Annotated in this window: 23 protein-coding genes; 16 read left to right on the plus strand and 7 right to left on the minus strand. The window is 48.4% G+C overall.

Annotated features, from left to right (window positions below):
- Positions 1-150: 150 nt before the first annotated feature.
- From serC to KO512_RS06665, 11 genes are all read left to right on the plus strand, one after another.
- Positions 151-1,233, plus strand: a complete 1,083-nt coding sequence (gene serC, locus KO512_RS06615) for a 3-phosphoserine/phosphohydroxythreonine transaminase (RefSeq protein ID WP_215951541.1) — start codon at positions 151-153, stop codon at positions 1,231-1,233.
- A gap of 24 nt (positions 1,234-1,257) precedes the next feature.
- Positions 1,258-2,358: a prephenate dehydratase gene (gene pheA, locus KO512_RS06620; protein WP_215951542.1), complete on the plus strand. Its 1,101-nt coding sequence runs from the start codon at positions 1,258-1,260 to the stop codon at positions 2,356-2,358.
- Between the two features lie 15 nt (positions 2,359-2,373).
- Positions 2,374-3,492, plus strand: coding sequence for a histidinol-phosphate transaminase (gene hisC, locus KO512_RS06625; protein WP_215951543.1), 1,119 nt, complete (start codon positions 2,374-2,376; stop codon positions 3,490-3,492).
- Positions 3,493-3,495: 3 nt separating this feature from the next.
- Positions 3,496-5,709 carry a bifunctional prephenate dehydrogenase/3-phosphoshikimate 1-carboxyvinyltransferase gene (locus KO512_RS06630; protein WP_215951544.1) on the plus strand — a complete coding sequence of 738 codons (2,214 nt, stop codon included), beginning with the start codon at positions 3,496-3,498 and terminating at the stop codon, positions 5,707-5,709.
- 1 nt (position 5,710) lies between these two features.
- The gene (gene cmk / locus KO512_RS06635) at positions 5,711-6,394 is read left to right on the plus strand and encodes a (d)CMP kinase (protein WP_215951545.1); all 684 of its coding nucleotides are present in this window, start codon (positions 5,711-5,713) and stop codon (positions 6,392-6,394) included.
- Between the two features lie 26 nt (positions 6,395-6,420).
- Complete coding sequence (gene rpsA, locus KO512_RS06640) at positions 6,421-8,100, plus strand: 30S ribosomal protein S1 (RefSeq protein WP_215951546.1); 1,680 nt, start codon at positions 6,421-6,423, stop codon at positions 8,098-8,100.
- A gap of 69 nt (positions 8,101-8,169) precedes the next feature.
- The gene (gene ihfB, locus KO512_RS06645) at positions 8,170-8,469 is read left to right on the plus strand and encodes an integration host factor subunit beta (protein WP_126159277.1); all 300 of its coding nucleotides are present in this window, start codon (positions 8,170-8,172) and stop codon (positions 8,467-8,469) included.
- A 27-nt stretch (positions 8,470-8,496) separates the two neighbouring features.
- The gene (locus tag KO512_RS06650; RefSeq protein ID WP_215951547.1) at positions 8,497-8,802 is read left to right on the plus strand and encodes a lipopolysaccharide assembly protein LapA domain-containing protein; all 306 of its coding nucleotides are present in this window, start codon (positions 8,497-8,499) and stop codon (positions 8,800-8,802) included.
- A 1-nt stretch (position 8,803) separates the two neighbouring features.
- Positions 8,804-9,976: a lipopolysaccharide assembly protein LapB gene (gene lapB, locus KO512_RS06655; protein WP_215951548.1), complete on the plus strand. Its 1,173-nt coding sequence runs from the start codon at positions 8,804-8,806 to the stop codon at positions 9,974-9,976.
- A 32-nt stretch (positions 9,977-10,008) separates the two neighbouring features.
- Positions 10,009-10,716, plus strand: a complete 708-nt coding sequence (gene pyrF / locus KO512_RS06660) for an orotidine-5'-phosphate decarboxylase (protein WP_215951549.1) — start codon at positions 10,009-10,011, stop codon at positions 10,714-10,716.
- A gap of 82 nt (positions 10,717-10,798) precedes the next feature.
- Positions 10,799-11,080 (plus strand): ComEA family DNA-binding protein, encoded by a 282-nt coding sequence (locus KO512_RS06665; protein ID WP_215951550.1) that lies wholly within the window; start codon positions 10,799-10,801, stop codon positions 11,078-11,080.
- Positions 11,081-11,202: 122 nt separating this feature from the next.
- Here the strand turns inward: KO512_RS06665 and KO512_RS06670 are convergent, their stop codons facing one another.
- The 4 genes from KO512_RS06670 to typA form a co-directional block, all read right to left on the minus strand.
- Positions 11,203-12,093, minus strand: a complete 891-nt coding sequence (locus KO512_RS06670) for an AEC family transporter (RefSeq protein WP_215951551.1) — start codon at positions 12,091-12,093, stop codon at positions 11,203-11,205.
- 4 nt (positions 12,094-12,097) lie between these two features.
- Positions 12,098-12,535, minus strand: coding sequence for a D-aminoacyl-tRNA deacylase (gene dtd / locus KO512_RS06675; RefSeq protein ID WP_215951552.1), 438 nt, complete (start codon positions 12,533-12,535; stop codon positions 12,098-12,100).
- Between the two features lie 28 nt (positions 12,536-12,563).
- Positions 12,564-13,514, minus strand: coding sequence for a prolyl aminopeptidase (gene pip, locus KO512_RS06680; RefSeq protein ID WP_215951553.1), 951 nt, complete (start codon positions 13,512-13,514; stop codon positions 12,564-12,566).
- A gap of 102 nt (positions 13,515-13,616) precedes the next feature.
- On the minus strand, positions 13,617-15,434 hold the full coding sequence (typA, locus tag KO512_RS06685) for a translational GTPase TypA (RefSeq protein WP_215951554.1): 1,818 nt from the start codon (positions 15,432-15,434) through the stop codon (positions 13,617-13,619).
- 439 nt (positions 15,435-15,873) lie between these two features.
- Between typA and glnA the strand changes: the two genes are divergently transcribed.
- The 4 genes from glnA (at position 15,874) to trmL (ending at position 20,552) form a co-directional block, all read left to right on the plus strand.
- Entirely contained in the window at positions 15,874-17,277 is a 1,404-nt protein-coding gene (gene glnA / locus KO512_RS06690; RefSeq protein WP_215951555.1) for a glutamate--ammonia ligase, read from the plus strand.
- A 267-nt stretch (positions 17,278-17,544) separates the two neighbouring features.
- Positions 17,545-18,609, plus strand: coding sequence for a nitrogen regulation protein NR(II) (gene glnL, locus KO512_RS06695; RefSeq protein ID WP_215951556.1), 1,065 nt, complete (start codon positions 17,545-17,547; stop codon positions 18,607-18,609).
- The gene (glnG, locus tag KO512_RS06700) at positions 18,609-20,033 is read left to right on the plus strand and encodes a nitrogen regulation protein NR(I) (RefSeq protein ID WP_215951594.1); all 1,425 of its coding nucleotides are present in this window, start codon (positions 18,609-18,611) and stop codon (positions 20,031-20,033) included. Before glnL ends, glnG begins: the two co-directional genes overlap by 1 nt.
- Positions 20,034-20,087: 54 nt before the next feature.
- Positions 20,088-20,552, plus strand: coding sequence for a tRNA (uridine(34)/cytosine(34)/5-carboxymethylaminomethyluridine(34)-2'-O)-methyltransferase TrmL (gene trmL, locus KO512_RS06705; protein ID WP_215951557.1), 465 nt, complete (start codon positions 20,088-20,090; stop codon positions 20,550-20,552).
- Between the two features lie 101 nt (positions 20,553-20,653).
- Here the strand turns inward: trmL and secB are convergent, their stop codons facing one another.
- Genes secB through KO512_RS06720 form a run of 3 tightly spaced genes read right to left on the minus strand, consistent with a single transcriptional unit; the run spans position 20,654 to position 21,830 of the window.
- On the minus strand, positions 20,654-21,136 hold the full coding sequence (secB, locus tag KO512_RS06710; RefSeq protein ID WP_215951558.1) for a protein-export chaperone SecB: 483 nt from the start codon (positions 21,134-21,136) through the stop codon (positions 20,654-20,656).
- A gap of 23 nt (positions 21,137-21,159) precedes the next feature.
- The gene (grxC, locus tag KO512_RS06715; RefSeq protein WP_215951559.1) at positions 21,160-21,414 is read right to left on the minus strand and encodes a glutaredoxin 3; all 255 of its coding nucleotides are present in this window, start codon (positions 21,412-21,414) and stop codon (positions 21,160-21,162) included.
- 2 nt (positions 21,415-21,416) lie between these two features.
- Positions 21,417-21,830: a rhodanese-like domain-containing protein gene (locus KO512_RS06720; protein ID WP_215951560.1), complete on the minus strand. Its 414-nt coding sequence runs from the start codon at positions 21,828-21,830 to the stop codon at positions 21,417-21,419.
- Positions 21,831-22,155: 325 nt separating this feature from the next.
- Here KO512_RS06720 and gpmI point away from each other — a divergent pair, with 325 nt between their 5' ends.
- Positions 22,156-23,706 carry a 2,3-bisphosphoglycerate-independent phosphoglycerate mutase gene (gene gpmI / locus KO512_RS06725; protein WP_215951561.1) on the plus strand — a complete coding sequence of 517 codons (1,551 nt, stop codon included), beginning with the start codon at positions 22,156-22,158 and terminating at the stop codon, positions 23,704-23,706.
- Positions 23,707-23,708 lie beyond the last annotated feature (2 nt).

A 23,708-nucleotide genomic window follows, 5' to 3' on the forward strand; every position in this document is an offset into this window, starting at 1 on the left:
TTTATCGCGCTGGATTACCCGTTGAATTGTCGCGGTTTGGCTTTGCCGGTTGATGGTATAACCGGTTTTTACACAATCGGTTTTGGATAATCGGTTTTACACAAGTTTATACAGAACCACTTTTACGAACTTTGTAGCAGATCTATCAAAATGACACGTAATTATAATTTCAGTGCGGGTCCTTCTGCACTGCCTGAAGATGTCCTAAAGCTGGCTCAGCAAGAGCTATTGAATTGGCATGGTCTTGGCCTTTCCATTATGGAAATGAGTCACCGTAGCCCCGAGTTTGTGGGTGTGGCGGCTGAAGCCGAACAAGATCTGCGTGATTTGATGCAGATTCCCGATAACTATAAGGTTCTCTTTATGCAGGGTGGTGCTAGTAGCCAATTCAGCATGATCCCAATGAATCTATTGCGGGGCAAAACCACCGCGGATTATATCAATACCGGTGACTGGTCAAAAAAAGCGATCAAGGAAGCTGCACGTTACTGTGATGTAAACGTTGTTGCTAATATGGCAGACAATAACTTTACCCGAGCACCGTCTCAGGATGAGCTAAAGCTCAACCCCGAGGCTGCTTATGTGCACTACACGCCGAATGAAACCATTCGCGGGGTTGAGTTTGATTATATCCCTGACACCGGCGATGTGCCGTTGGTGGCGGATATGTCATCCAATATCCTTTCCCGTCCGGTCGATGTTAGCCGTTTTGGTATGATCTACGCGGGTGCGCAGAAAAATATTGGCCCAGCTGGTCTGACGGTGATCATTATTCGTGATGACCTACTGGGTGATGTCTTACCGACAACGCCAGCCCTCTATGGCTATAAAGTCACCGCAGATGCTGATTCCATGCTGAATACGCCTCCTACCTTCGGTTGGTATCTGGCTGGGCTGGTGTTCAAATGGTTGAAAGCGCAGGGTGGTGTTGAGGCGATTGCCGCGATTAACCAGCGTAAGGCCGAGAAGCTCTATGCCGCCATCGATGGTAATCCGTTCTACTCAAACCCCGTTGCTATCAATGCTCGTTCGTGGATGAATGTGCCCTTTATTCTGGCTAATGCTGATCTTGATAAGCTGTTTCTTGAAGAAGCTAATAATCGGGGCTTATTAAACCTGCCTGGGCATCGTTCTGTCGGCGGTATGCGTGCCAGTATTTATAATGCAGTATCTGAAGCGGGTGTGGATGCGTTGATCGACTTTATGCAGGACTTTGCACAGCGTCACGGTTAAGTCAGGTGGTAGAGGGCGGTAATAATGAGTGATCAGGAAAAAGAACTTAAGCTTTTGCGCGATCAGATCGATTTAATCGATCGGCAGATTCATACGCTGCTGAACGATCGTGCGCGCTGTGCTCAGCAGGTGGCTGAGGTTAAAGAGAAATACCAGGGCCCGAAGGATGCGGTGTTTTACCGTCCCGAACGTGAAGCTCAGGTGTTACGCCGGGTGATGGAGCGTAACGAAGGGCCGCTTGCTGATCATGAGGTAGCGCGGCTGTTTCGTGAAATTATGTCGGTCTGTCTGGCACTGGAAAAGCCGATGCATGTGGCGTTTCTGGGGCCTGAAGGTAACTTTACTCAGCAGGCCGCGAGCAAGCATTTTGGTCACTCAGCCCACTGCATTCCATTTAATAGCGGTGATGAAGTCTTCCGTGAAGTGGAGTCCGGTGGCGCTCATTATGGCGTAGTGCCAATCGAGAACTCATCGGAAGGCATGGTGAGTCACACACTGGATCTGTTTAAGCGCTTTAATTTGACGATCTGTGGTGAGGTTGAACTGCGCATTCATCACCATGTGTTACGTGCTGATGATGTTGGGCTTGATCATATCACCCGTATCTATCTGCCTCAGCAAACACTGTCACAGTGTCGTAGCTGGCTAGACAGTCATTTTTTATCAGCCGAACGTATTCTTGTTAATAGTAATGCCGAAGCGGCCCGCATGGCCATTAAGCATGGTGCAGGCGCTGTGGCGATCGCCAGTGATCTGGTGGCCGATCTGTATCAGCTTAATGTCGTGGCACGAAATATCGATGATCAGTCAGATAATAGTACCCGTTATCTGATTGTTGGTGATCAAGAAGTCGGCGAAAGTGGCAAGGATAAAACCTCTATTCTGGTTACTGTTCGTGATAAGTCGGGTGCGCTGTATGAACTACTAGAACATTTTCACAAACATAAGATCAGCCTGACAGGCATTGAAACTCGGCCGGCGAGCTCGGAGAACTCACACTCAGCTTTTTATATTGATTTTGAGGGGCACGCGGCTAATAAGCATATTCAGAAGGTGCTGCAGGAACTGCAGTCTGAGACTGTTGAGCTTAAGTTATTGGGTTCATACCCAGTTGCGGTACTCTGATCTGGAGCAAATTTAATGGCATGTGATTTCTATCAGCTGGCAACACCTGGGGTTCAGGGACTTCATCCTTATCAGCCCGGTAAGCCGGTGGAAGAGTTAGAGCGAGAGCTGGGTATCAGTAATAGTATTAAACTGGCCAGTAATGAGAACCCGCAGGGGCCAAGCCAAGTCGCTATAGCGGCGGTGCAAGCTGCGCTGTCCGACAGCTGTCGCTATCCTGATGCAAGTGGTTTTAAGTTGAAAGAGGCATTATCTGCACACTATGGCTATCGAACCGATCACCTAACCCTAGGTAATGGCTCGAATGATGTACTCGAGATGATTGGGCGTGCCTTTGTGTTGCCCGGTGATGAGATTATCTACTCTGAACATTCATTTGTTGTTTATATGCTGGTGGCACAGGCGACGGGTGCTAAGGCGGTCGTGACTGCTGCTAAGGAGTGGGGCCACGATTTGGATGCGATGGCTGCGGCGGTAACCGATAAAACCCGAGTTATTTTCCTCGCGAATCCGAACAACCCGACCGGCACATGGTTTTCCGGTGCCGCGTTACGTGCCTTTATGGCTAAGGTGCCTGAGCATGTGGTGGTGGTATTGGATGAGGCTTATGCCGAATATGTGACCGAACCGAGTTATCTATCGGGGTTAACACTGCAAAATGACTTTGCGAATTTAGTTATCACGCGAACCTTCTCAAAAGCCTTTGGTTTGGCGGCATTGCGCGTTGGCTATAGTGTTGCGAATCCGGCAATTACCGATCTATTGAATCGGGTTCGGCAGCCCTTTAATGTCAATATTCCGGGGTTAGAAGCGGCCGCTGCGGTATTGCAAGATACCGACTACCTGCAGCGCAGTGTCGAACTAAACCATACGGGCATGGCCCAGTTAGAGCAGGGTTTTACTCAGCTAGGTGTTAATTGGATAGCCTCAGTGGGGAACTTCATCACCGTTGACTGCGGTCGTGATGCCGCGCCGGTGTATGCTGCGCTATTACAGGAAGGGGTAATTGTCAGACCCGTTGCTAACTATGGGATGCCTAATCACCTGCGAGTGACCATTGGGTTGCCCGAAGAGAATCGTCGCTTTTTAGCTGCATTTAAGCAGGTGCTGCAAAATAGCGAAAAGGATAAATAGATCGTGAGATGTTTGACTGAAAGAGTTTTAGTCATTGGTTTAGGGTTAATTGGTGGGTCGCTGGCGAGTGCGCTGCGTAGCCATGGTATTTGCCGAACAGTGATAGGCTATGACCGTGATAGCGATGAGTTAGCGACCGGTTTGCGGCTCGGTGTGATTGATGAAGCGGCAGAGGATCTGCTGGCTGAAGCAGCCCGTGCGGATGTGATTGTGTTGGCGGTGCCGGTTAAGGCGATTGAATCGGTGTTGGCTGAGCTAAAACCTGTTTTACGGCCTGAGACCATTCTGACGGATGTCGGCAGCGTTAAAGGTAATGTGGTAAAAGCCGCTGAAAGGTTGTTTGGTGAACTGCCTGCGCGGTTTATCCCAGGGCATCCGATCGCGGGCTCGGAAAAAAGCGGTATAGCGGCAGCGGATGCAACATTATTTGAACATCATAAGGTTATTCTGACACCGTTGCCGCAGAGTGATCGCGAAGCGGTGACACTGATTGCCCGAATGTGGCAGGCTGTGGGGGCCGAAGTGCTGCAGATGGATGTGGCGCGGCATGATGAAGTGCTAGCCGCGACCAGTCACTTGCCACACCTGCTGGCCTTCTCGTTGGTGGATACTCTGGCCCGCGAGCAGGATTGCACCGAAATCTTTCGCTATGCCGCCGGTGGTTTTCGTGACTTTACCCGGGTTGCTGCTAGTGACCCAATCATGTGGCATGACATTGGTATAGCTAATAAGACTGCCATTTTACAAAAGATTGATGAATTTTCAGCCGGCGTACAGCGGCTGAGAGACGCGATTGAAACAGAAGAAAGCCAGGCGATGCTGGGTATTTTTACCCGCGCGAAAGCCGCACGAGAACATTTTTCAAAAATTTTATCAGGTTCGGCCTACACTCAAAATATGAAAATAAAAGACGCAACATTTTACGCTCAACCCGGTGGACAGGTGCAGGGCACTATCCGCGTGCCGGGTGATAAGTCGATCTCCCACCGCTCAATTATGTTGGGTTCCTTAGCCGATGGCACCACCGAGGTAACCGGCTTTTTGGAAGGCGAAGACAGTCTCGCGACCTTACAGGCGTTCCGCGATATGGGGGTGGTGATTGAGGGGCCGCATCAGGGCGCCGTTAAAATTTATGGTGTGGGCATCAATGGTCTACGCCAACCGCCAGGACCTATCTATGTAGGGAATTCGGGTACCACGATTCGCCTGATGTCGGGCTTGCTAGCCGGTCAAGCATTTGATTCTGAACTCAGTGGCGATACGTCATTGAGTAAGCGCCCGATGGAGCGTGTAGCGAAACCACTCCGGTTGATGGGCGCGCAGGTTGAAACCGGTGAAAATGGTTGTCCTCCGGTTAAAATCAAAGGCGGTCAGGCGCTAAAAGGGATCCGTTATGAGATGCCGATGGCCAGTGCGCAGGTTAAATCCTGTGTCATGTTGGCGGGTCTCTATGCTCAGGGTGTAACAACCGTCACTGAGCCGGCGCCGACTCGAGATCATACCGAGCGTATGTTGCGTGGTTTTGGTTATCAGGTTGATGTGGATGGCAATCAGGTATCGCTCGCCGGTGGCGGGTCGCTTAAAGCGACTAAAATCGATGTACCCGCGGATATCTCTTCGGCAACTTTCTTTATGGTAGCGGCGGCGATCTGTCCGGATTCTGATATCACCCTTGAGCATGTAGGCATTAACCCAACGCGCATCGGTGTGGTTAATATTCTTCGGGCGATGGGCAGTAATCTGGAGCTACTAAACGAGCGTGAAGTGGGTGGTGAGCCGGTGGCCGATATTCGTATCCGTTATGCGCCGCTTAAAGGTATCCATATACCACAAGATCAGGTCCCTCTGGCTATTGATGAGTTTCCGGCGCTGTTTATCGCCGCCGTCTGTGCCGAAGGTGAAACTGTACTAACCGGTGCTGAAGAGCTGCGAGTTAAAGAAAGTGATCGTATTCAAGCGATGGTCGATGGACTGAAAACCCTCGGCGCTGATATCGAAGGAACACCGGACGGTGCCATTATTCGTGGCAGCGAGATGGGTGGTGGTGTGATTGAGAGCCATGATGATCATCGTATCGCCATGTCTTTTGCCATCGCATCCTTGCGAGCTAAGGGTGTGATTGAGATTCATGAATGTGCCAATGTTGCCACATCATTTCCTAACTTTGTTGAGCTGGCTCAGCAGGTAGGTATCAAGGTTCGCAAAGAGGAGAAGTAACATGGGACATTTCCCAGTTATTACCGTTGATGGTCCGAGTGGGTCGGGTAAAGGAACAATCTGTAGTCTTCTAGCCCGGGAATTGGGTTGGAACTTGCTTGATAGCGGTGCTCTGTATCGTCTGGTTGGATTGGCTGCGAGGCATCACGGTGTTGCACTGGATGATGAAGATGCGTTGGTAGTGCTAGCAGCGCATTTGGATGTTCAGTTTGAAACGTCGGCTAATCAGAATGAAGTCACTATTATTTTGGAAGGTGAAGAGGTAACACAGACGATTCGCACCGAAGAGTGTGGTGCTGATGCCTCGGTCATTGCGGCGATCGGTTCTGTCAGGGAAGCCTTGTTAGAGCGTCAGCGAGCTTTTGTCTCTGCGCCGGGTTTGATTGCCGATGGACGTGATATGGGGACCGTTGTATTTCCACAAGCGCCCTTAAAAGTATATTTGACGGCCAGTGCAGAGGAGCGTGCAAACCGTCGATATAACCAGTTGATAAATAAGGGACTGGGTGCTAGTCTTCAGACAATATTAGAAGATATACAGGTAAGAGATGCGCGTGATATGAACCGTGCTGTAGCGCCTCTTAAGCCCGCAGAAGATGCAATTACACTTGATACAACTCAGTTGAGTATTGAAGCGGTTTTGGCTGCTGTTTTAGATCAGGCAAGACATAAAGGGCTGCGTTAACGGTAAATAGATGAGGTTTGGCCGGTATGAATGAGAGTTTTGCTGAGCTATTTGAGGAGAGTTTAACCGAGCTGGATATGCAACCTGGTTCGGTTGTTGACGCGACGGTTGTCGCGGTTGATGGCGATTTTGTCGTGGTGAATGCAGGGCTCAAATCGGAGGGTAATATTCCCCTAAATGAGTTTCTGGATGATGATGGCAAATTGAACGTCAGCCCCGGTGATCAGGTGAAAGTGGTGCTGGTTTCTCTCGAAGATGGTTCTGGCGAAACGTTGTTGTCGCGAGAAAAAGCGAAACGCGCTGAAGCTTGGCAAGTACTTGAGCAAGCCTTTGAAAACGATACCATCGTGACCGGCCGGATTACCGGTAAGGTACGCGGTGGGTTAACCGTTGATCTAAATACTATTAGTGCTTTCCTGCCGGGTTCATTGGTCGATATCCGCCCTCTTCGTGATACCTCTCATCTTGAAAACCAAGAGCTCGAATTCAAGCTGGTCAAATTAGACGCTAAGCAAAACAATATCGTCGTGTCTCGCCGAGCGGTACTTGAGACGGCCTACAATGAAGAACGTGATAAGTTGTTGGCGACCCTGAATGAGGGTATGGCGGTTAAAGGGGTGGTGAAAAATCTGACCGATTACGGTGCCTTTATCGACCTAGGCGGTGTAGATGGTTTGCTCCATATTACGGATATTGCATGGAAGCGGGTTAAACATCCGAGTGAGTTGCTGAGTATCGGTGATGAGATCGATGTTAAGGTCTTACGTTACGATCGTGAGAAAGGGCGTGTTTCGCTCGGTATGAAGCAGCTGACCGCCGATCCTTGGGATGAGTTTAAAGCCGCTCACCCCGTTGGTAGCCGAGTGAGTGCGAAGGTCACCAATATTGCTGATTATGGTTGTTTTGCCGAAATTAAGCCGGGGATTGAAGGTTTAGTGCATGTGTCCGAGATGGATTGGACCAGTAAAAATATTCACCCATCTAAAATTGTCCAAGTGGGCGAGCAGATTGAGGTGATGATTCTTGATATTAATGATCAGCGCCGGCGCATCTCTTTAGGTATTAAACAGTGCCAAGCGAACCCTTGGGAGGTCTTTGCTGCAACCCATGCTATAGGTACCCAAGTATCTGGAATGATTAAGTCGATAACCGATTTTGGTTTATTTGTAGGACTCGATGGTGGTATTGATGGGTTGGTTCATCTGTCAGATCTATCTTGGGATCAACCGGCTGACGAGGCGGTAAAGGCCTATCATAAAGGCGATACGGTCTCCGCGGTGGTCTTGTCGGTCGATGCAGAGCGTGGGCGTATATCGCTGGGCATAAAACAGCTATCAGATGATCCTTTTACGGTATTTACGGCAGCGAATCCAAAAGGTACGGTGGTTAAGGGCGAAATTAGTCAGGTTGAATCGAAGCAGTTGCGGGTTCAACTTGCAGAGGGAGTAGAGGGTACCGTTAAGGTGCAGGAAGTCTCTTTTGAGCGGGTAGATGATTTGAGTCAACGGTTCAGTGCGGGAACGATAATAGACGTACTGATAGTGAATATTGACCGACGAGCCCGAACTATTGCTTTATCTGTAAAGCAGCTTGAAAAACAACAGGAAAAACAGGCTCTGGATGCAATTAGGCATCAACAGCTTGACTCTGAAGGGCCAGCAACGATTGGTGATCTTATCAGAGCTCAACTGGACAAGAATAAATAGTAACGGATAAACATAATGTCTGATGGGCGGTCTGACAAACAGTTAGATCGGTAATATCAGGGGGTGAGCATGACTAAGTCTGAACTGATCGAGCGTTTGATTGACCAGAATGAACAGCTTTCTATTAAAGATGTAGAGCTGGCCGTTAAAACTATGCTGGACCATATGACGGAGTCTTTGTCTCAAGGTGACCGTATCGAGATCAGAGGCTTTGGTAGTTTTAGTCTTCATTTTCGAGAACCTCGAGTGGGGCGTAATCCGAAAACGGGCGACTCAGTATCGTTAGATGCTAAGTATGTACCGCACTTTAAGCCAGGAAAAGAGCTGCGCGAGCAGGTCAACGACAGTCTAAAAAATGAAAGATCTTAAGGGATTAAATTACAGTAGGGGTAAAAAATGCGTTGGTTAAAAATGTTACTGGTACTGGCGCTATGTCTTGTATTTCTATTTTGTGGCTGGACCTTTGCCACACTGAATACAGAGCTGGTTTCAATTAATCTGTTTTTCTTCACATTGCCTGAAGCGAGTTTATCGCTGTGGTTGATGGCGAGCTTTGTGGTTGGTGGTATCGCTGGGGTTGTGGTTAGCAGTATTTTCGTCATGGTGTTGAAGCTTAAGCTTCAGTCCGCCAGACGTAAAATCAGTTCAGCCGATAAGGAACTGGATCAGCTGCGCACAGCGGCGATGAAACGCGCGACCTAAAATGGATGAATATCTGTTTATTATTCCATTGTTTGCGGCCGTGGCTATCGGCTGGTTGCTGGGGCGCCGCCAGAATAATAAACAGCCTTCTCAAAATACTCTGCAGCAAGAGTATTTCCGCGGTCTAGATTTTCTGTTGAGTGAAAAAACCGATGAAGCGATCGATAGCTTTATTCGGGCGCTCGAAATCAATTCTGACACGATTCCTGCTCACATCGCCCTTGCTAAATTATTTCGTAAAAAAGGCGATGTTGAGCGGGCAATTCAGATTCATCAGAGCTTATTGGCTCGTTCTAATCTTTCCCATGACGATTTTATGCGTATCCAGATGGCCTTGGCGCGGGATTACTATGCGGTAGGCTTGCTGGATCGTGCCGAAAACTTATTGATCGAGATTAGATCACAGCGCCCAGATGCTGATGTACGGCAAAACGCAGCGGCGTTATTGATCAAACTCTATGCTAAAGAAAAAGAATGGCAGCAGGCGCTTGATGTCGCTCAGCAGCTGAGTACGCTGGAGTTGCTGGGGTTAGACGTTGAATTGAGTCATTACTGTTGTGAGTTAGCGGAACGTTATATGGCTTCGCAGCGTTATCGCCACGCAATGAGTAAACTCAATGAGGCATTCAGCTTTGATAAAAATTCCGTCCGCGCCAGCCTGTTATTAGCCGATATTGCTATTAAACAGGCAGAGTGGAAAAAAGCGATAGCAGCTTTAAAGCAGATTGCACAGCAAGATAGTGCTTTCCTGTCTGAAACTATCGATCGTTTGAAGCATTGTTACCTTGAATTAAATCAGCTATCTGAATTTGAACGACTGATGAAGCAGTGGCTTAATAAATATCCCTCAACGAGCATTATGTTGGCACTGGCAGATATCATTGTGGAGCGGCAGGGGGCTTATCCCGCAGGCGCCTTTATTACGGATCAGCTGAAAAAGCGTCCTTCTTTGAAAGGCTTTAATCAGCTTATTGATCTGTATATCGCCCATGCGGCGAAAGGGACGAACGAAAGTTTGATGGTGTTACGTGGTTTGACTGGGCAATTAGAACTGAGCAAACCGGTCTACCACTGTCAACGGTGCGGTTTTTCGGGTAAGTCGCTGCATTGGCAATGTCCCTCCTGCCAGAACTGGGGGACCACTAAACCGATCCATGGGCTCGAAGGTGAATAGTCCGGATCATAATCTGTATGAGATGTAAGTAAATGAATGATGCTAAACGGGTTATCGTTGCGTTGGATTATCCGGATAAGCTGTCAGCCTTGAATATGGCCGATCAGTTGGATCCTCAAAAATGTCGTGTGAAAGTGGGTAAAGAACTGTTTACCCGAGCGGGTCCTGCGGTGGTTGAAGCACTTCATGGTAAAGGTTTTGATGTTTTTCTGGATCTAAAATTTCATGATATCCCAAATACTACCGCTAAGGCTGTACGCGCCGCGGCGGAGTTGGGAGTGTGGATGGTTAACGTCCATGCTTCCGGCGGTCGGCGGATGATGGAGGCGGCTCGCAACGAATTAGATCAGGTTAATGGTGCGAATACCTTACTGATTGCAGTGACCGTGTTGACCAGTATGGAGCGACAGGATCTGGCGGATATTGGCTTGGATATTGAGCCTTTAGAGCAGGTTAAGCGATTGGCTCTGCTGACTCAAAAGAGTGGCTTGGATGGTGTTGTCTGCTCGGCTCAGGAAGTGAAACCGTTACGTCAGATTGTAACCCCTGATTTCCAGTTGGTAACGCCGGGAATTCGTCCTGCTGATGCCGCTACGGGTGATCAGAAGCGAATTATGACGCCGGGAGAGGCGATTAGCGCGGGCAGTACACATCTAGTGATAGGGCGTCCAATCACGCAGGCAGATGAGCCTGTTACGGCGTTGGCGCGCATTCAACAGGAAATTCTTGCAGCACGATAGTTGTCACCTTTTTATTTTGTGCTATTACTATAAAAACCGGCTTATGCTGGTTTTTTAGTTTAATAAACAGAAGGAAATAACTATGAAATGGACTTCATGCTTAAAGTCGTTGTTACTGCTGTTGTGTCTGAGTTTACCTTTGGGAGCGTTTGCCGAACCGATGGTGAATATCAACACAGCGTCTGCTGATACACTTGCCGAAGTATTGCAAGGGGTCGGGCCTGCAAAGGCGAAGGCGATTATTGAATACCGAGAAACCAATGGGCCGTTCAAAACGATTGATGAACTGGCAAACGTGAGAGGTATTGGCGATGCTACCGTGGCGAAAAACCTACAGAGTATTGCTGTTGAGGATCCGCAGTAAGATTTAAGTGTGCATAGTGAGTGCTTTAGGTTCGATACTGAAGTGCTGGAAACTCAGTATCGAAACCCAAAGCTTGGTTTGTATACGTTGTATGTTAAAGGCTGTCATCGGGCAGCCTTTTTTTATAGCACAAACACCAAGGTTACTGGGATGAACAGTAGTGCCCCCATGTTACCTAGTAATACAATCGAAGCGACCTGTTTTGGTTCTTGGTTGTACTGTTCGGCGACAATGTAGTTGAGTACCGCCGGCGGTAGGGCGCCAAATATGATTAGGTAGACAAACTGCTCAGCATCGAGGTGTAGCAGTTGTTGTACCGCGTAGGCGATCAGGATGCCTGCGAGTGGGCTGAGCACCGCACCGATCACGCCGATCCGCCAAGCACTAAAGTCGACGGTAATCAGTCGAACCCCTAGCGTGAATAGCAACAGTGGAATCGATATCTGCCCGAGCATATCCAGACTCGTGGCTATTGATGCTGGCATTGGTAGGCTTAAGCTACTCCATGTTAGGCCTGCGATGGTAGCAATGATAATCGGCATCCGCAGCAGTCGCCAAGGGTGGGTACGATGATCCATCATGTAGATGCCCACAGTGAAATGTAGGGTCATTTCAACGATAAACAGCATAATCGCCGCGGGTAACGCTTGTTCGCCAAACGCTAGAATGATTAGCGGTAGTCCTAGGTTGCCGCTGTTGCTAAACATCATCGGAGGGAGGAAGGTTTTGGCCTGCACCTTAAGTACTTTGCATAATGGCCAGAGCAACAAGCCAGATCCGAGAATGACGAGTGCCGCACCAACAGCTAGCCCTTGATATTTAACCAGATCGAATGATTTGTCTGACAACACAAAAAATATCAGTGCTGGGACAAAAATATCCATATTGAGTTGGTTTGCCAGGGTCATATCTGGTTTTTTATAACGGCCATAAAGATAGCCGCCCAGTACGATGGCGAAGAGAGGGAATACCGTTAGGAAGATACGTTCGGCCAGGGCGAAGGCGGTGTCCATCGGATTATACTTCCAGTAGAAAGGTTACAGGGCCATCATTAACGAGATTAACTTGCATGTTGGCGCCAAACTGTCCGCAGGCAACGTCAGGATGAAGGACTTCGGCTTGCTGGACAAAGTAATCATAGAGGGCTTCGCCTTGCTGTGGGCTGGCACCTTTGGAAAAACCGGGCCGTAATCCTTTGGCAGTGTCGGCGACGAGGGTGAACTGGGAGACAATCAGCAGCCCGCCATTATGTTGTTGCAGGTTAAGATTCATCTTACCCTCAGTATCACTGAAGATGCGATAATGCAGTATCTTCTGCAGCAGCTTGTCGGCGCAGGCTTCGTTATCGGTTTTTTCAACCCCGAGTAATACCAAGATGCCAGGGCCTATCTGGGCGTGACGTTCGTCGGCAATATCAACTGATGCGGCTTTGACCCGCTGAATAAGTGCTTTCAACTGTATTCCTTATTATTGTGTTTACCTGTCAGGCTTTAGATAGCGAGAACTGTTTGGTCGCTTTGATTAGGTTATCGGTATTACCGGGTTCAAACGCGCTGTGTCCAGCATCTCTGACGATATGTAGTTCTGCTTGTGGCAAGGCCTGTTGCAAGGCGAAGGCCTGTTCGATTGGGCACACCATATCATAACGGCCATGTACGATGACGGTGGGGATATGCTGAATCTTATGGGCATCGCGAATGATCTGATTGGTGTCGATAAAGGCATTGTTGATAAAGTAATGGGCTTCTATCCGAGCCATCGCTAGAGCAATATGGGGAGCACCAAAATGATCGACAACATCATTGTTTGGATTCAGTGTCGAGCAGCGGCCTTCCCAAATAGCCCAAGCTTTAGCGGCAGACATACGGGCAATATCGTTATCGGAGGTTAGCCGCTTATAGTAAGCTTGCAGCATTTCACCACGTTCCTGTGGTGGGATAACTTTTTGATACTCTTGCCAGTAATCGGGGAAAATAGCGCTAGCACCTTCCTGATAGAACCAACGAATATCTCGTTCACGGCACAGAAAGATGCCCCTGAGGATCATGCCTGAGACGCGTTCCGGATAACTCTCGGCGTAGAGTAAGCTCAGAGTTGAACCCCAAGAGCCGCCAAATAGCAGCCACTGATCGATATTAAGGTGTTGGCGAATCTGCTCAATATCACTGATCAGGTTTTGTGTTGTGTTACCAGTGAGTTCCGCGTGGGGCGTTGATTGTCCACAGCCGCGCTGGTCAAACAGAATAATGCGATACTTTTCGGGATCGAAGAATTTGCGGTGAGTGCCGCTAGTGCCGCCACCTGGGCCGCCATGAATAAATAGAACGGGGATGCCTTGGGCGTTGCCACTCTCTTCTATATAGAGTGTGTGCAGATCATCAACAGCCAGTTGGTGCTGTTTATAAGGCTTGATATCGGGAAAGAGAATGTTCATATCGGGTGTGTCCTTGTGAGCTGACAGACACCGAGAGTATAGCTCGGAACAGTGGTCACTGTCCGAGCTATTTACGTGCAGAAATAATTAAACGAGAGCTGTTTATTTACCTGAACGTGAGTAGCGTTTCCGCTCGTTTTCAGTCAGCAGCTTCTTACGGATGCGGATAGAAACGGGAGTAACTTCGACTAGCTCATCATCTTCGATGAAGTCCAGTGCTTGTTCCAGCGTAAAGCGAACCGGCGGAGTCAACTGAATGTTTTCGTCAGTACCGGAAGCACGTACGTTGGTCAGCTGCTTACCCTTGATTGGGTTAACGGCAAGGTCGTTGCTGCGACTGTGAATACCTAGAATCATACCTTCGTAGACTTCGATATTCGGTTCAACACACAGACGGCCACGTTCTTGCAGGTTCCAGAGTGAGTAACCCAGTGCTTTACCGGTTACCATTGATACCAGTACACCGTTGTTACGGCTGATCACTTCACCCTCTTTAACTTCACCGTAGTGGTCAAAGACAGAGGTCATGATACCGGTACCGGATGTCATGGTCAGGAACTGTGAACGGAAACCGATCAGTCCGCGAGATGGGATAAGGAACGTTAGGCGTACACGGCCTTTACCGTCTACTTCCATGTTGTTCATATCGCCACGGCGCTTGCCCAGTTCTTCAATGATGTTACCTTGATGCTGTTCTTCAACATCAATCATCACCGTTTCGAAAGGCTCGTGGGTTTTGCCGTCAACTTCTTTCTGAATTACTTCAGGACGGGACACACCCAGCTCGAAGCCTTCACGACGCATAGATTCGATCAGTACGGACAGGTGTAATTCACCACGACCGGATACTTTGAACTTCTCAGGCGAGTCACCCTGTTCAACGCGCAGTGCTACGTTGTGAATCAGCTCGCGATCCAGGCGGTCTTTGATGTTACGGCTGGTGACGTATTTACCATCTTTACCGGCAAACGGAGAATCGTTGACCTGGAATGTCATGGATACCGTTGGCTCATCTACAGATAGAGGCGGCAGCGCTTCAACGGTAGACGGATCACACAGAGTGTCGGAGATGTTCAGTGCATCAATACCGGTGATACAGATAATGTCGCCCGCTTGAGCTGTTTCGACATCAACACGGTCCAGACCAAGGTAACCCATGATCTTCTGTACTTTACCGTTACGGACATTGCCGTCACGATCGATGATTTTTACCATTTGGTTCAGCTTAACTGAACCACGGCTTACACGACCTACACCGATAACGCCAACATAGCTGTTGTAGTCCAATGCAGAGATCTGCATTTGGAATGGACCGTCGGTATCAACCTGTGGTGGATTAACGTGCTCAATGATCGCTTCAAACAGTGGCGTCATATCATCGGCCAATGCATCTGGCTCTTTACCGGCAACACCGTTAAGTGCAGAGGCGTAGATGATTGGGAAGTCTAGCTGTTCGTCGGTTGCACCGAGGCTGTCAAACAGGTCAAAAACCTGATCGATAACGTAGTCAGGACGTGAACCCGGACGGTCAACCTTGTTAACAACAACGATAGGACGCAGGCCTTGCTCGAACGCTTTTTGTGTCACAAAGCGTGTTTGCGGCATCGGGCCATCAACAGCATCAACCAGAAGACATACGCAATCTACCATTGACAGAACCCGTTCTACTTCGCCACCAAAGTCGGCGTGTCCGGGGGTGTCCACGATGTTGATATGGTAATCATTCCACTCAATGGCAGTGTTCTTTGCCAGAATGGTGATACCGCGTTCTTTCTCCTGATCATTGGAGTCCATGATCCGTTCAGTGCCTTCGTCGCGACGTCCCAGCGTACCGGACTGAGAAAGCAGTTTATCAACCAGAGTGGTTTTACCATGGTCAACGTGGGCAATAATTGCGATGTTTCTTAATTTTTCGATCACGTCTGGGAACCTGTGCAGACAAATTTTAGAAGCGCGCATTATACATGAGTTATCAGTCGGCTGCGTCTTTCTTATGAGATGAATCGTAAAAATAGTTTTTTTTCTGGTTTGCCGATCTCTTTTAGAGGATAAGTCCTATGGGTTAGCGTATTATGAAGGCACCTTTTTGAGGCAGCGAGGTTAAGGGTAAATCGGGAAAACGTCGTCTGCGCTATTTTGGTTCGTTATTTGTTTGAATGCTCTATTATGGTTCACCATTAAGGGCTGTCATTGTTTCAAATTCGATCAAGGCCATTGAATGTCGCGTGTTTTCGGTGCTTATGTCTACTGGCATACCTCTTGCTTTTTTAAAGCGAAACAATCCTGACTGGTTGGACTATGAATGAGTCTTAAGCAATCGGTTAGGGGTCTGGCAATATAATCTAGTGGAGAAAGTCACATGTCAGAGACTCTGAATCTGATCAAAGAGCATGATGTTAAGTGGGTTGATATGCGTTTTACCGATACTCACGGTAAGGAGCAGCACGTTACAATCCCAGTCACCGAAATTAACGAAGACTTCTTCGAAGAAGGCAAAATGTTCGATGGTTCTTCCATCGGCGGCTGGAAAGGAATTAATGAGTCTGACATGATTCTGCAGCCAGACGATTCTGCTTCTGTGATGGATCCGTTTGCTGAAGACACGACTATTATCGTGCGTTGTGACATCGTTGAGCCGACCACCGGTCAAGGTTATGAGCGTGACCCACGTTCTGTTGCTAAGCGCGCTGAAGCTTACCTAAAATCAACCGGTATCGCGGATACGGCTATCTTTGGTCCTGAACCAGAATTCTTTGTGTTTGATGAAGTTAAATGGCACGCTGATATCAGTGGTTGCGGCTACTCTATCGGTTCTGAAGAAGCCTCTTGGTCGACTAACAGCAACTTTGAAGGTGGTAACACCGGTCACCGTCCACGGGTTAAAGGGGGTTACTTCCCAGTACCACCAGTTGATTCATTGCATGACCTGCGTGCCGCTATGTGCGATGCAATGTCTGCGATGGGCCTGACAATCGAAGTACATCACCACGAAGTAGCGACTGCTGGCCAGTGTGAGATCGGTGTAGGTCCAAACACTCTGACGGCTAAAGCCGATGAAGTACAGATTCTGAAGTACTGCGTCCATAACGTTGCTCACGCTTACGGCAAGACCGCTACCTTTATGCCTAAGCCTTTGGTTGGCGATAACGGTTCTGGTATGCACGTTCACCAATCACTGTCTAAAGATGGCGTTAACATCTTCCACGGTGATGCTTATGCGGGTCTGAGTGAAACGGCTCTGTTCTACATCGGTGGTATCATTAAGCACGCGAAAGCGCTGAATGCTCTGACTAACGCATCTACCAATGCTTACAAACGTCTGGTACCTGGTTTTGAAGCACCTGTTATGCTGGCATATTCTGCCCGTAACCGCTCAGCTTCTATCCGTATTCCATATGTGACTAACCCTAAAGCTTACCGCATCGAGACTCGTTTCCCAGATCCATCTGCGAACCCTTACCTGTGCTTCGCAGCATTGATGATGGCCGGTCTTGACGGTATTAAAAACAAGATCCACCCTGGTGATCCAGCGGATAAAGATCTATACGACCTGCCTGCTGAAGAAGCACTGGCTATTCCAACCGTTGCCGCTTCTTTTGAAGAAGCGCTGGCTGCTTTGGATAACGATCGTGAGTTCTTGACTGCCGGTGGTGTATTTACTGACGACATGATCGATGCTTATATCACTCTGAAAACTGAAGAGTGTCAGAAAATAAGCCAGACAACTCACCCTGTTGAGTTTGATCTGTACTACTCTGTTTAATTCTTTACGAATTAACTGAAAATAAAGCCTCTTATCATGAGAGGCTTTTTTTTGTCTTTAACTTGTGCGCACTAATTTGGTGCGCTTTGTGTTATGCTTATTACCTAACGATGCTCAAGTTTGGGCTGTGAATAGCCGTGAGTCCCCGTCCCTGTGCTTATTTTTATTTGTGCACTGAGTTGGTTTGCTTTTTGCAGATATCTTTATAACCGTTGTATTCGTTTAGTTAAGCGAAATAATGACAAGTTTAGAGGCATGATATCGAAGATGAATACACCTGATTTACATAAGCATATTTTAGATAGCCTATCAACGGCGACGGTGTTGGTCGATGATCAGTTGCAACTGGTCTATATGAATCCGTCGGCTGAAATGTTGCTTGAGTCAAGTGCCCGTCGTCTGCGGCAGCTGCCTTTTCATGATTGGTTTCTCGTTGATGATGATCAGAACGCCCTTGCCGCGGCCCTCGAAATGGGTCACCCCTTTACTAAGCGTGAGGCAAAGCTGGTAACCCTAGCAGGCCATGAAATTACGATTGATTACAGTGTTAATCCTATGCCGCAGCAGTATGGCCGGTTGGTATTGATTGAGCTGACGCCACGGGATCGGTTAATTCGAATCTCGCGGGAAGAGGAGTTGTTGAGCAATCATGAAACGGTTATTTCGTTAGTCAAAGGGCTTGCCCATGAAATTAAAAACCCATTAGGTGGTTTACGGGGTGCTGCGCAATTGCTTGAGCGGGAACTGCCGGATAAGGCGTTGCACGATTATACCCGCGTCATTATTGATGAAGCGGATCGTTTACGTAATCTTGTCGACCGAATGTTAGGGCCTCATAAGATGCCGCGGATGGAAGAGGTTAACATTCATTCGATACTCGAGCATGTGAGTAGTCTGGTCACGGCAGAGGCTGGCAACGATATTGCTATTCAGAAAGATTATGATCCGAGTCTCCCCGAGTTTATGGGGGATCGTGAGCAGCTGATACAGGCGGTATTGAATATTGTTAGAAACAGTATGCAGGCATTACAAGAGTCAGCTACTGAGCAGCCACAAATTCTATTACGCACCCGTGTTATTCGTAATTTGACGTTAGGTGCCGAGATGCATCGGTTGGTCTGTTGCGTTGAGATAACGGACAATGGTCCGGGTATACCTAAAGCGCTGCGCCAGAAAATTTTCTATCCTATGGTGAGCGGTCGAGCCGTTGGTACTGGGCTCGGACTCTCCATCGCACAATCTGTATTAGCAAAACACCGGGGGCTGATTGAGTGTCGCAGCGTTCCGGGCGAAACCTGTTTTCAACTATTAATACCACTGGAGCAACAATGATGACTAAGGCAGCATCTGTCTGGATTGTAGATGATGATCGTTCAATTCGTTGGGTAATGGACAAGGCCCTCTCCAGTGAAGGGGTTAGGGTTACTCTGTTTGAGAGCGGCGATAGTATGCTGCAACAATTACAGCGTGAGTCGCCAGATGTGGTGGTCAGTGATATCCGGATGCCTGGCATCAACGGTCTGGATCTACTCGAGCGCGTCAACGAAGAGCATCCCGAGTTACCGATCATTATTATGACGGCGCATTCCGATCTGGATAGCGCGGTGGCGTCCTATAAGGGCGGTGCGTTTGAGTATCTGCCTAAGCCGTTCGATATTGATGAGGCGGCCGCATTGGTGATGCGGGCGGTAGAGCACGCTCGTGAACAGCAGCAGCAGCGAGGCGAAGAGCCTGAGGCGCAGACTGAAATTATCGGTGAAGCGCCAGCGATGCAAGAGGTCTTTCGGGCTATCGGGCGGCTGTCTCAGTCGAATATCACCGTTATGATTAACGGTGAGTCGGGTACGGGTAAAGAGTTGGTTGCCAATGCCTTGCATCAACATAGTCCACGTGCCTCTAAGCCGTTTATTCCATTGAATATGGCGGCTATCCCGAAAGATTTGATTGAGTCAGAACTATTTGGTCATGAGAAAGGTGCTTTTACCGGCGCGGCAGCGGCGCGTCCAGGACGCTTTGAGCAGGCGGATGGCGGTACTCTGTTTCTCGATGAAATTGGCGATATGCCTGCGGATACGCAGACCCGTCTGCTTCGAGTGTTAGCCGAAGGAGAGTTTTACCGAGTCGGTGGGCATACTTCGGTTAAGGTGGATGTGCGTATTATTGCGGCGACCCATCAGGATCTGGATCGTTTGGTGCAGGAAGGACGTTTCCGTGAGGATCTGTTTCACCGTCTCAACGTTATCCGTATTCATATTCCTAAACTGGCTGAACGGCGTGAAGATATTCCCCGTTTGACGCGTCATTTTCTCCAAAGCTCAGCGGAAGAGTTGAGTGTTGAATCAAAACTATTACATCCAGATACCGAGGTGTTTTTAAGTACCTTGCCTTGGCCGGGTAATGTGCGTCAGTTAGAAAATACCTGTCGTTGGCTGACCGTGATGGCCTCCGGACGCGAGGTTTTGATTGGTGATCTGCCACCCGAACTGTTGGAACAGACCGGTGATGAACAGATCGTCACATCCAACTGGGAGAAAGCGTTACGTAACTGGGCTGAAAAACAGTTACAGCAAGGTTCAACATCCATTTTGGATACGGCCGTGCCTGCGTTTGAGAAAATCATGATTGAGGCGGCCTTGAAGCAAACAGCGGGACGTCGTCGTGATGCTTCGTTATTGCTGGGTTGGGGGCGTAACACGCTGACCCGCAAGATCAAAGAGTTGGGTATGGATGATGTGCCTGACATGATAGAAGAGTAATCTTAGCGTTGTTTCAGCTATAATCCCTGCCTCATTGTGAGTCAGGGATTTTTTATGCTTCATGTCGTGCTTTATCAGCCGGAAATACCGCCCAATACCGGTAATATTATCCGTTTGTGTGCCAATACCGGATTTAAGTTACATCTGATTGAGCCATTAGGGTTTGATTTTGATGATAAGAAATTGCGCCGTGCTGGGCTTGATTATCACGAGTTCGCACAGGTAGGGCGTTATCCGGATCTACAGAGCTGTCTGGATGAGTTGTCGACAGGCACTATCTGGGCGTTAACCACGAAGGGTAGCCGTACATATACCGGTGCTCATTTTGCTGCTGGTGATGTGCTGTTGTTTGGGCCAGAAACGCGAGGCTTACCGACCGAGGTGTTGGATAGCTTACCCGCTGAGCAGCGCTTGCGCTTGCCGATGAAAGCCGAGAGTCGTAGCCTGAATTTGTCTAATACCGTGGCCGTGGTGGTTTATGAGGCTTGGCGGCAGTTAGATTTTTCTGAAGGGGCTTAAGTCGATTGAACATTAGTTAACTGAGCATTATTGGGGTACAAAAAAACCGGATCTATGTCCGGTTTTTTTTGGCTAAGCGTTAAGGCTTAGCGAGCAAGACATTAATGCTGTGGTGTTTCTTCGGTCGCTGCTTGAGCTTGCTGTTGCATCTGTTGTGCATACAGCGCATCAAAGTTGACCGGTGATAGCATCAGTGCTGGGAAGCTACCTTTGTTAACCATATTATCAATGGCTTCGCGCGCATATGGGAACAGAATGCTAGGGCAGAACGCGCCTAGTGTATGATGCAGTTCTGCGTCGGCAAGGCCAGTAATAGTGAAGATACCCGCTTGCTGTACTTCGACCAAAAATGCGGTTTCGTCATCATTCTTCGCGGTAACTGTCAGGGTCAGAACAACCTCAAAAACACCTTGGTCCAGTGTAGATGTTGCTGAATTCATATCTAGATTGATTTCAGGCTTCCACTGCTGGGTAAATACTTTAGGTGAATTAGGCGCTTCAAAAGACGCATCTTTCAGATAAACCCGCTGAATAGCAAACTGAGGGTTTTGTTGTTCTTGTGTGCTCTGATCGTTCTCTGCCATGGTTTTATATCCTGATAATTGAATTAATCAGCCAGTAACTTATCCAGTTTACCTTGTTGTTCTAAGGCAAACAGATCGTCACATCCGCCGACATGATGTTCATTGATAAAAATCTGCGGGACCGAAGTTCGGCCGCTGCGTTTAATCATCTCTTGCCGCGCACCGGATACTGCTTCAACATTGATCTCGTTGTAAACAGCACCTTTGCTATCGAGTAGCATCTTGGCTCTGCGGCAAAAGGGGCACCAGCTATTGCTGTATAACGTTATTTTTGACATGACTATTTTATGACCGGTAGGCTTTGTGATTTCCACTCAGTCATGCCGCCAGATAGACGCACAACATTTTCAAAACCAGCTGCTTTCAGCTTTTTGCTGACGGCACCGGCAGTTTGACCGATATTGCAGACCACAATAATCGGTTTTTGCTTATGTTTATCCAGTTCGGTGATGCGTGTGTCGAGCTCTGTGACCGGAATATGGACTGCATCGGTAATATGGCCGGTGACAAACTCTTTTTTCGGTCTGATATCCAGAATGACAGCATTGTCTTTATTGATCAGCCGGGTTGCTTCATGGGTGCCTACTGATTTGCCCGCTTTATTCTGTTCGGTCCACAGCAACATCGCTAGGGTCAAAGCCCAAGCCGCTACCAGCATAATATTATTGGTGATGAATTCGAGCAGTTGTTCCATTCTCTGTATCCGGCCAGTTTCGAAGATACTTAAATCTAGTCTCTTAATTTAGAGGTTAAAATCCAAGTTGATCGCAATGATAGTTTTTAAAGCGGGTAAGTATACCTTGCCAAAGCGCAACAGGTAACAGCCACAAGACGTAAATAGCGATGAAAAATGCTGAATGATGGGGATATCGGATATGACTGGCGGTTTTTCGAAATGAATCGTGCTTTTCTAGGAGCATTCGCCATTAGCGTGTTTTGTCAGTAAAATATCCGGCCATTGGGCTAGCTGTGTATAACAGCTTAAAACTCTACAACAACTCTGAGTGAAAAGAACCTCTATGACTGATCAGCGATCCCCAAAAGCGTTAATTATTCTCGATGGCTTCGGTGTAGAAGCAACCGAATCCAGCGCGCTTACCGCCGCCTCTACCCCCACGTGGGATCGATTGATGGCAGAATCCCCACATAGCAGTATTGCGACCTCGGGCTTGGCAGTGGGGTTGCCGGAAGGGCAGATGGGCAATTCTGAAGTTGGCCATATGAATATTGGTGCTGGCCGAGTGGTTTATCAAAATTTTACCCGCATTAATAAAGCGATCGAAGAGGGTACCTTTTATGATAATGAGGTACTGACCGGAGCAATCGATAAAGCGGTTGCGGCAAACGGTGCGGTGCATGTTACCGGTCTGTTATCGCCTGGTGGTGTGCACAGCCATGAAAAACATCTATTTGCTTTGCTCGAGATGGCGGTAAAGCGAGGTGCTAAAAAGGTATTTTTACACGGTATTCTGGATGGTCGGGATATGCCGCCACGCAGTGCCGAAGATTCAATTAAAGCTGCAGAAGCGAAATTTGCAGCGTTAGGCTGTGGTGCTATCGCCACTATTGTTGGTCGTTATTTTGCGATGGATAGGGATAATCGCTGGGATCGGGTGCAGTTAGCCTACGATGCGATGACCACAGGTTTGGCGCCTTGTTATGAAACCTCGGCGTTGGATGCGTTACATCATGCCTATGAGCGTGATGAAAATGATGAGTTTGTGCAAGCAACCACCATTATTGGTGCGGATGGCCAGCCTGTAGGGCTGATCAGAGATAATGATACAGTGATCTGCGCCAACTTCCGTCCAGATCGTTCGCGAGAGATTACTCGGGCCTTTGTGGACACAGCGTTCGATGGTTTTGTCCGTAGTGCGACACCAGCATTGTCCGATTATGTGATGATGACGGAATACGCGGCGGATATTCCAGCGAGTTGCGCCTATCCACCGGTTAAGTTGGTTAATAGCCTCGGTGATTTTCTATCCAAGCAGCATAAAACCCAGCTGCGTATTGCCGAAACCGAGAAATATGCCCATGTGACCTTTTTCTTTAATGGGGGAGAGGAGCAGCCGTATGTCGGTGAAGAACGCATCTTGGTGCCATCTCCGGATGTAGCGACCTATGATTTGAAACCGGAAATGAGTGCGCCGGAAGTGACCGATAAGTTAGTTGAGGCGATCGAGAGTGGTAAATTTGATCTGATTGTCTGTAACTTTGCTAACCCTGATATGGTGGGGCACACCGGCAATTTTGCTGCGGCGGTAAAGGCGGTTGAGGCGGTGGATCAGTGTATCAGTCGGGTGCTTGAGGCGATGCATAAAGTCGCCGGTGAAACACTGATTACAGCGGATCACGGCAATGTTGAGTTGATGGTGAATCCAAAGACCGGTCAAGCACATACAGCACATACACTTTGGCCGGTAGCGTTGGTCTATGATGGCCCGCGTAAATCTCAGTTGCAGCTTAAAGATGGCGCGTTGTGTGATTTGGCGCCAACGATTCTGGCGCTGATGGGGTTAGAGCAGCCTGCAGAGATGACGGGTCATTCACTGGCTGACATAAGCTGAGG

The sequence above is a fragment of the Amphritea atlantica genome (assembly GCF_018860855.1).
GTDB classification, from domain to species: Bacteria; Pseudomonadota; Gammaproteobacteria; order Pseudomonadales; family Balneatricaceae; genus Amphritea; species Amphritea atlantica_A.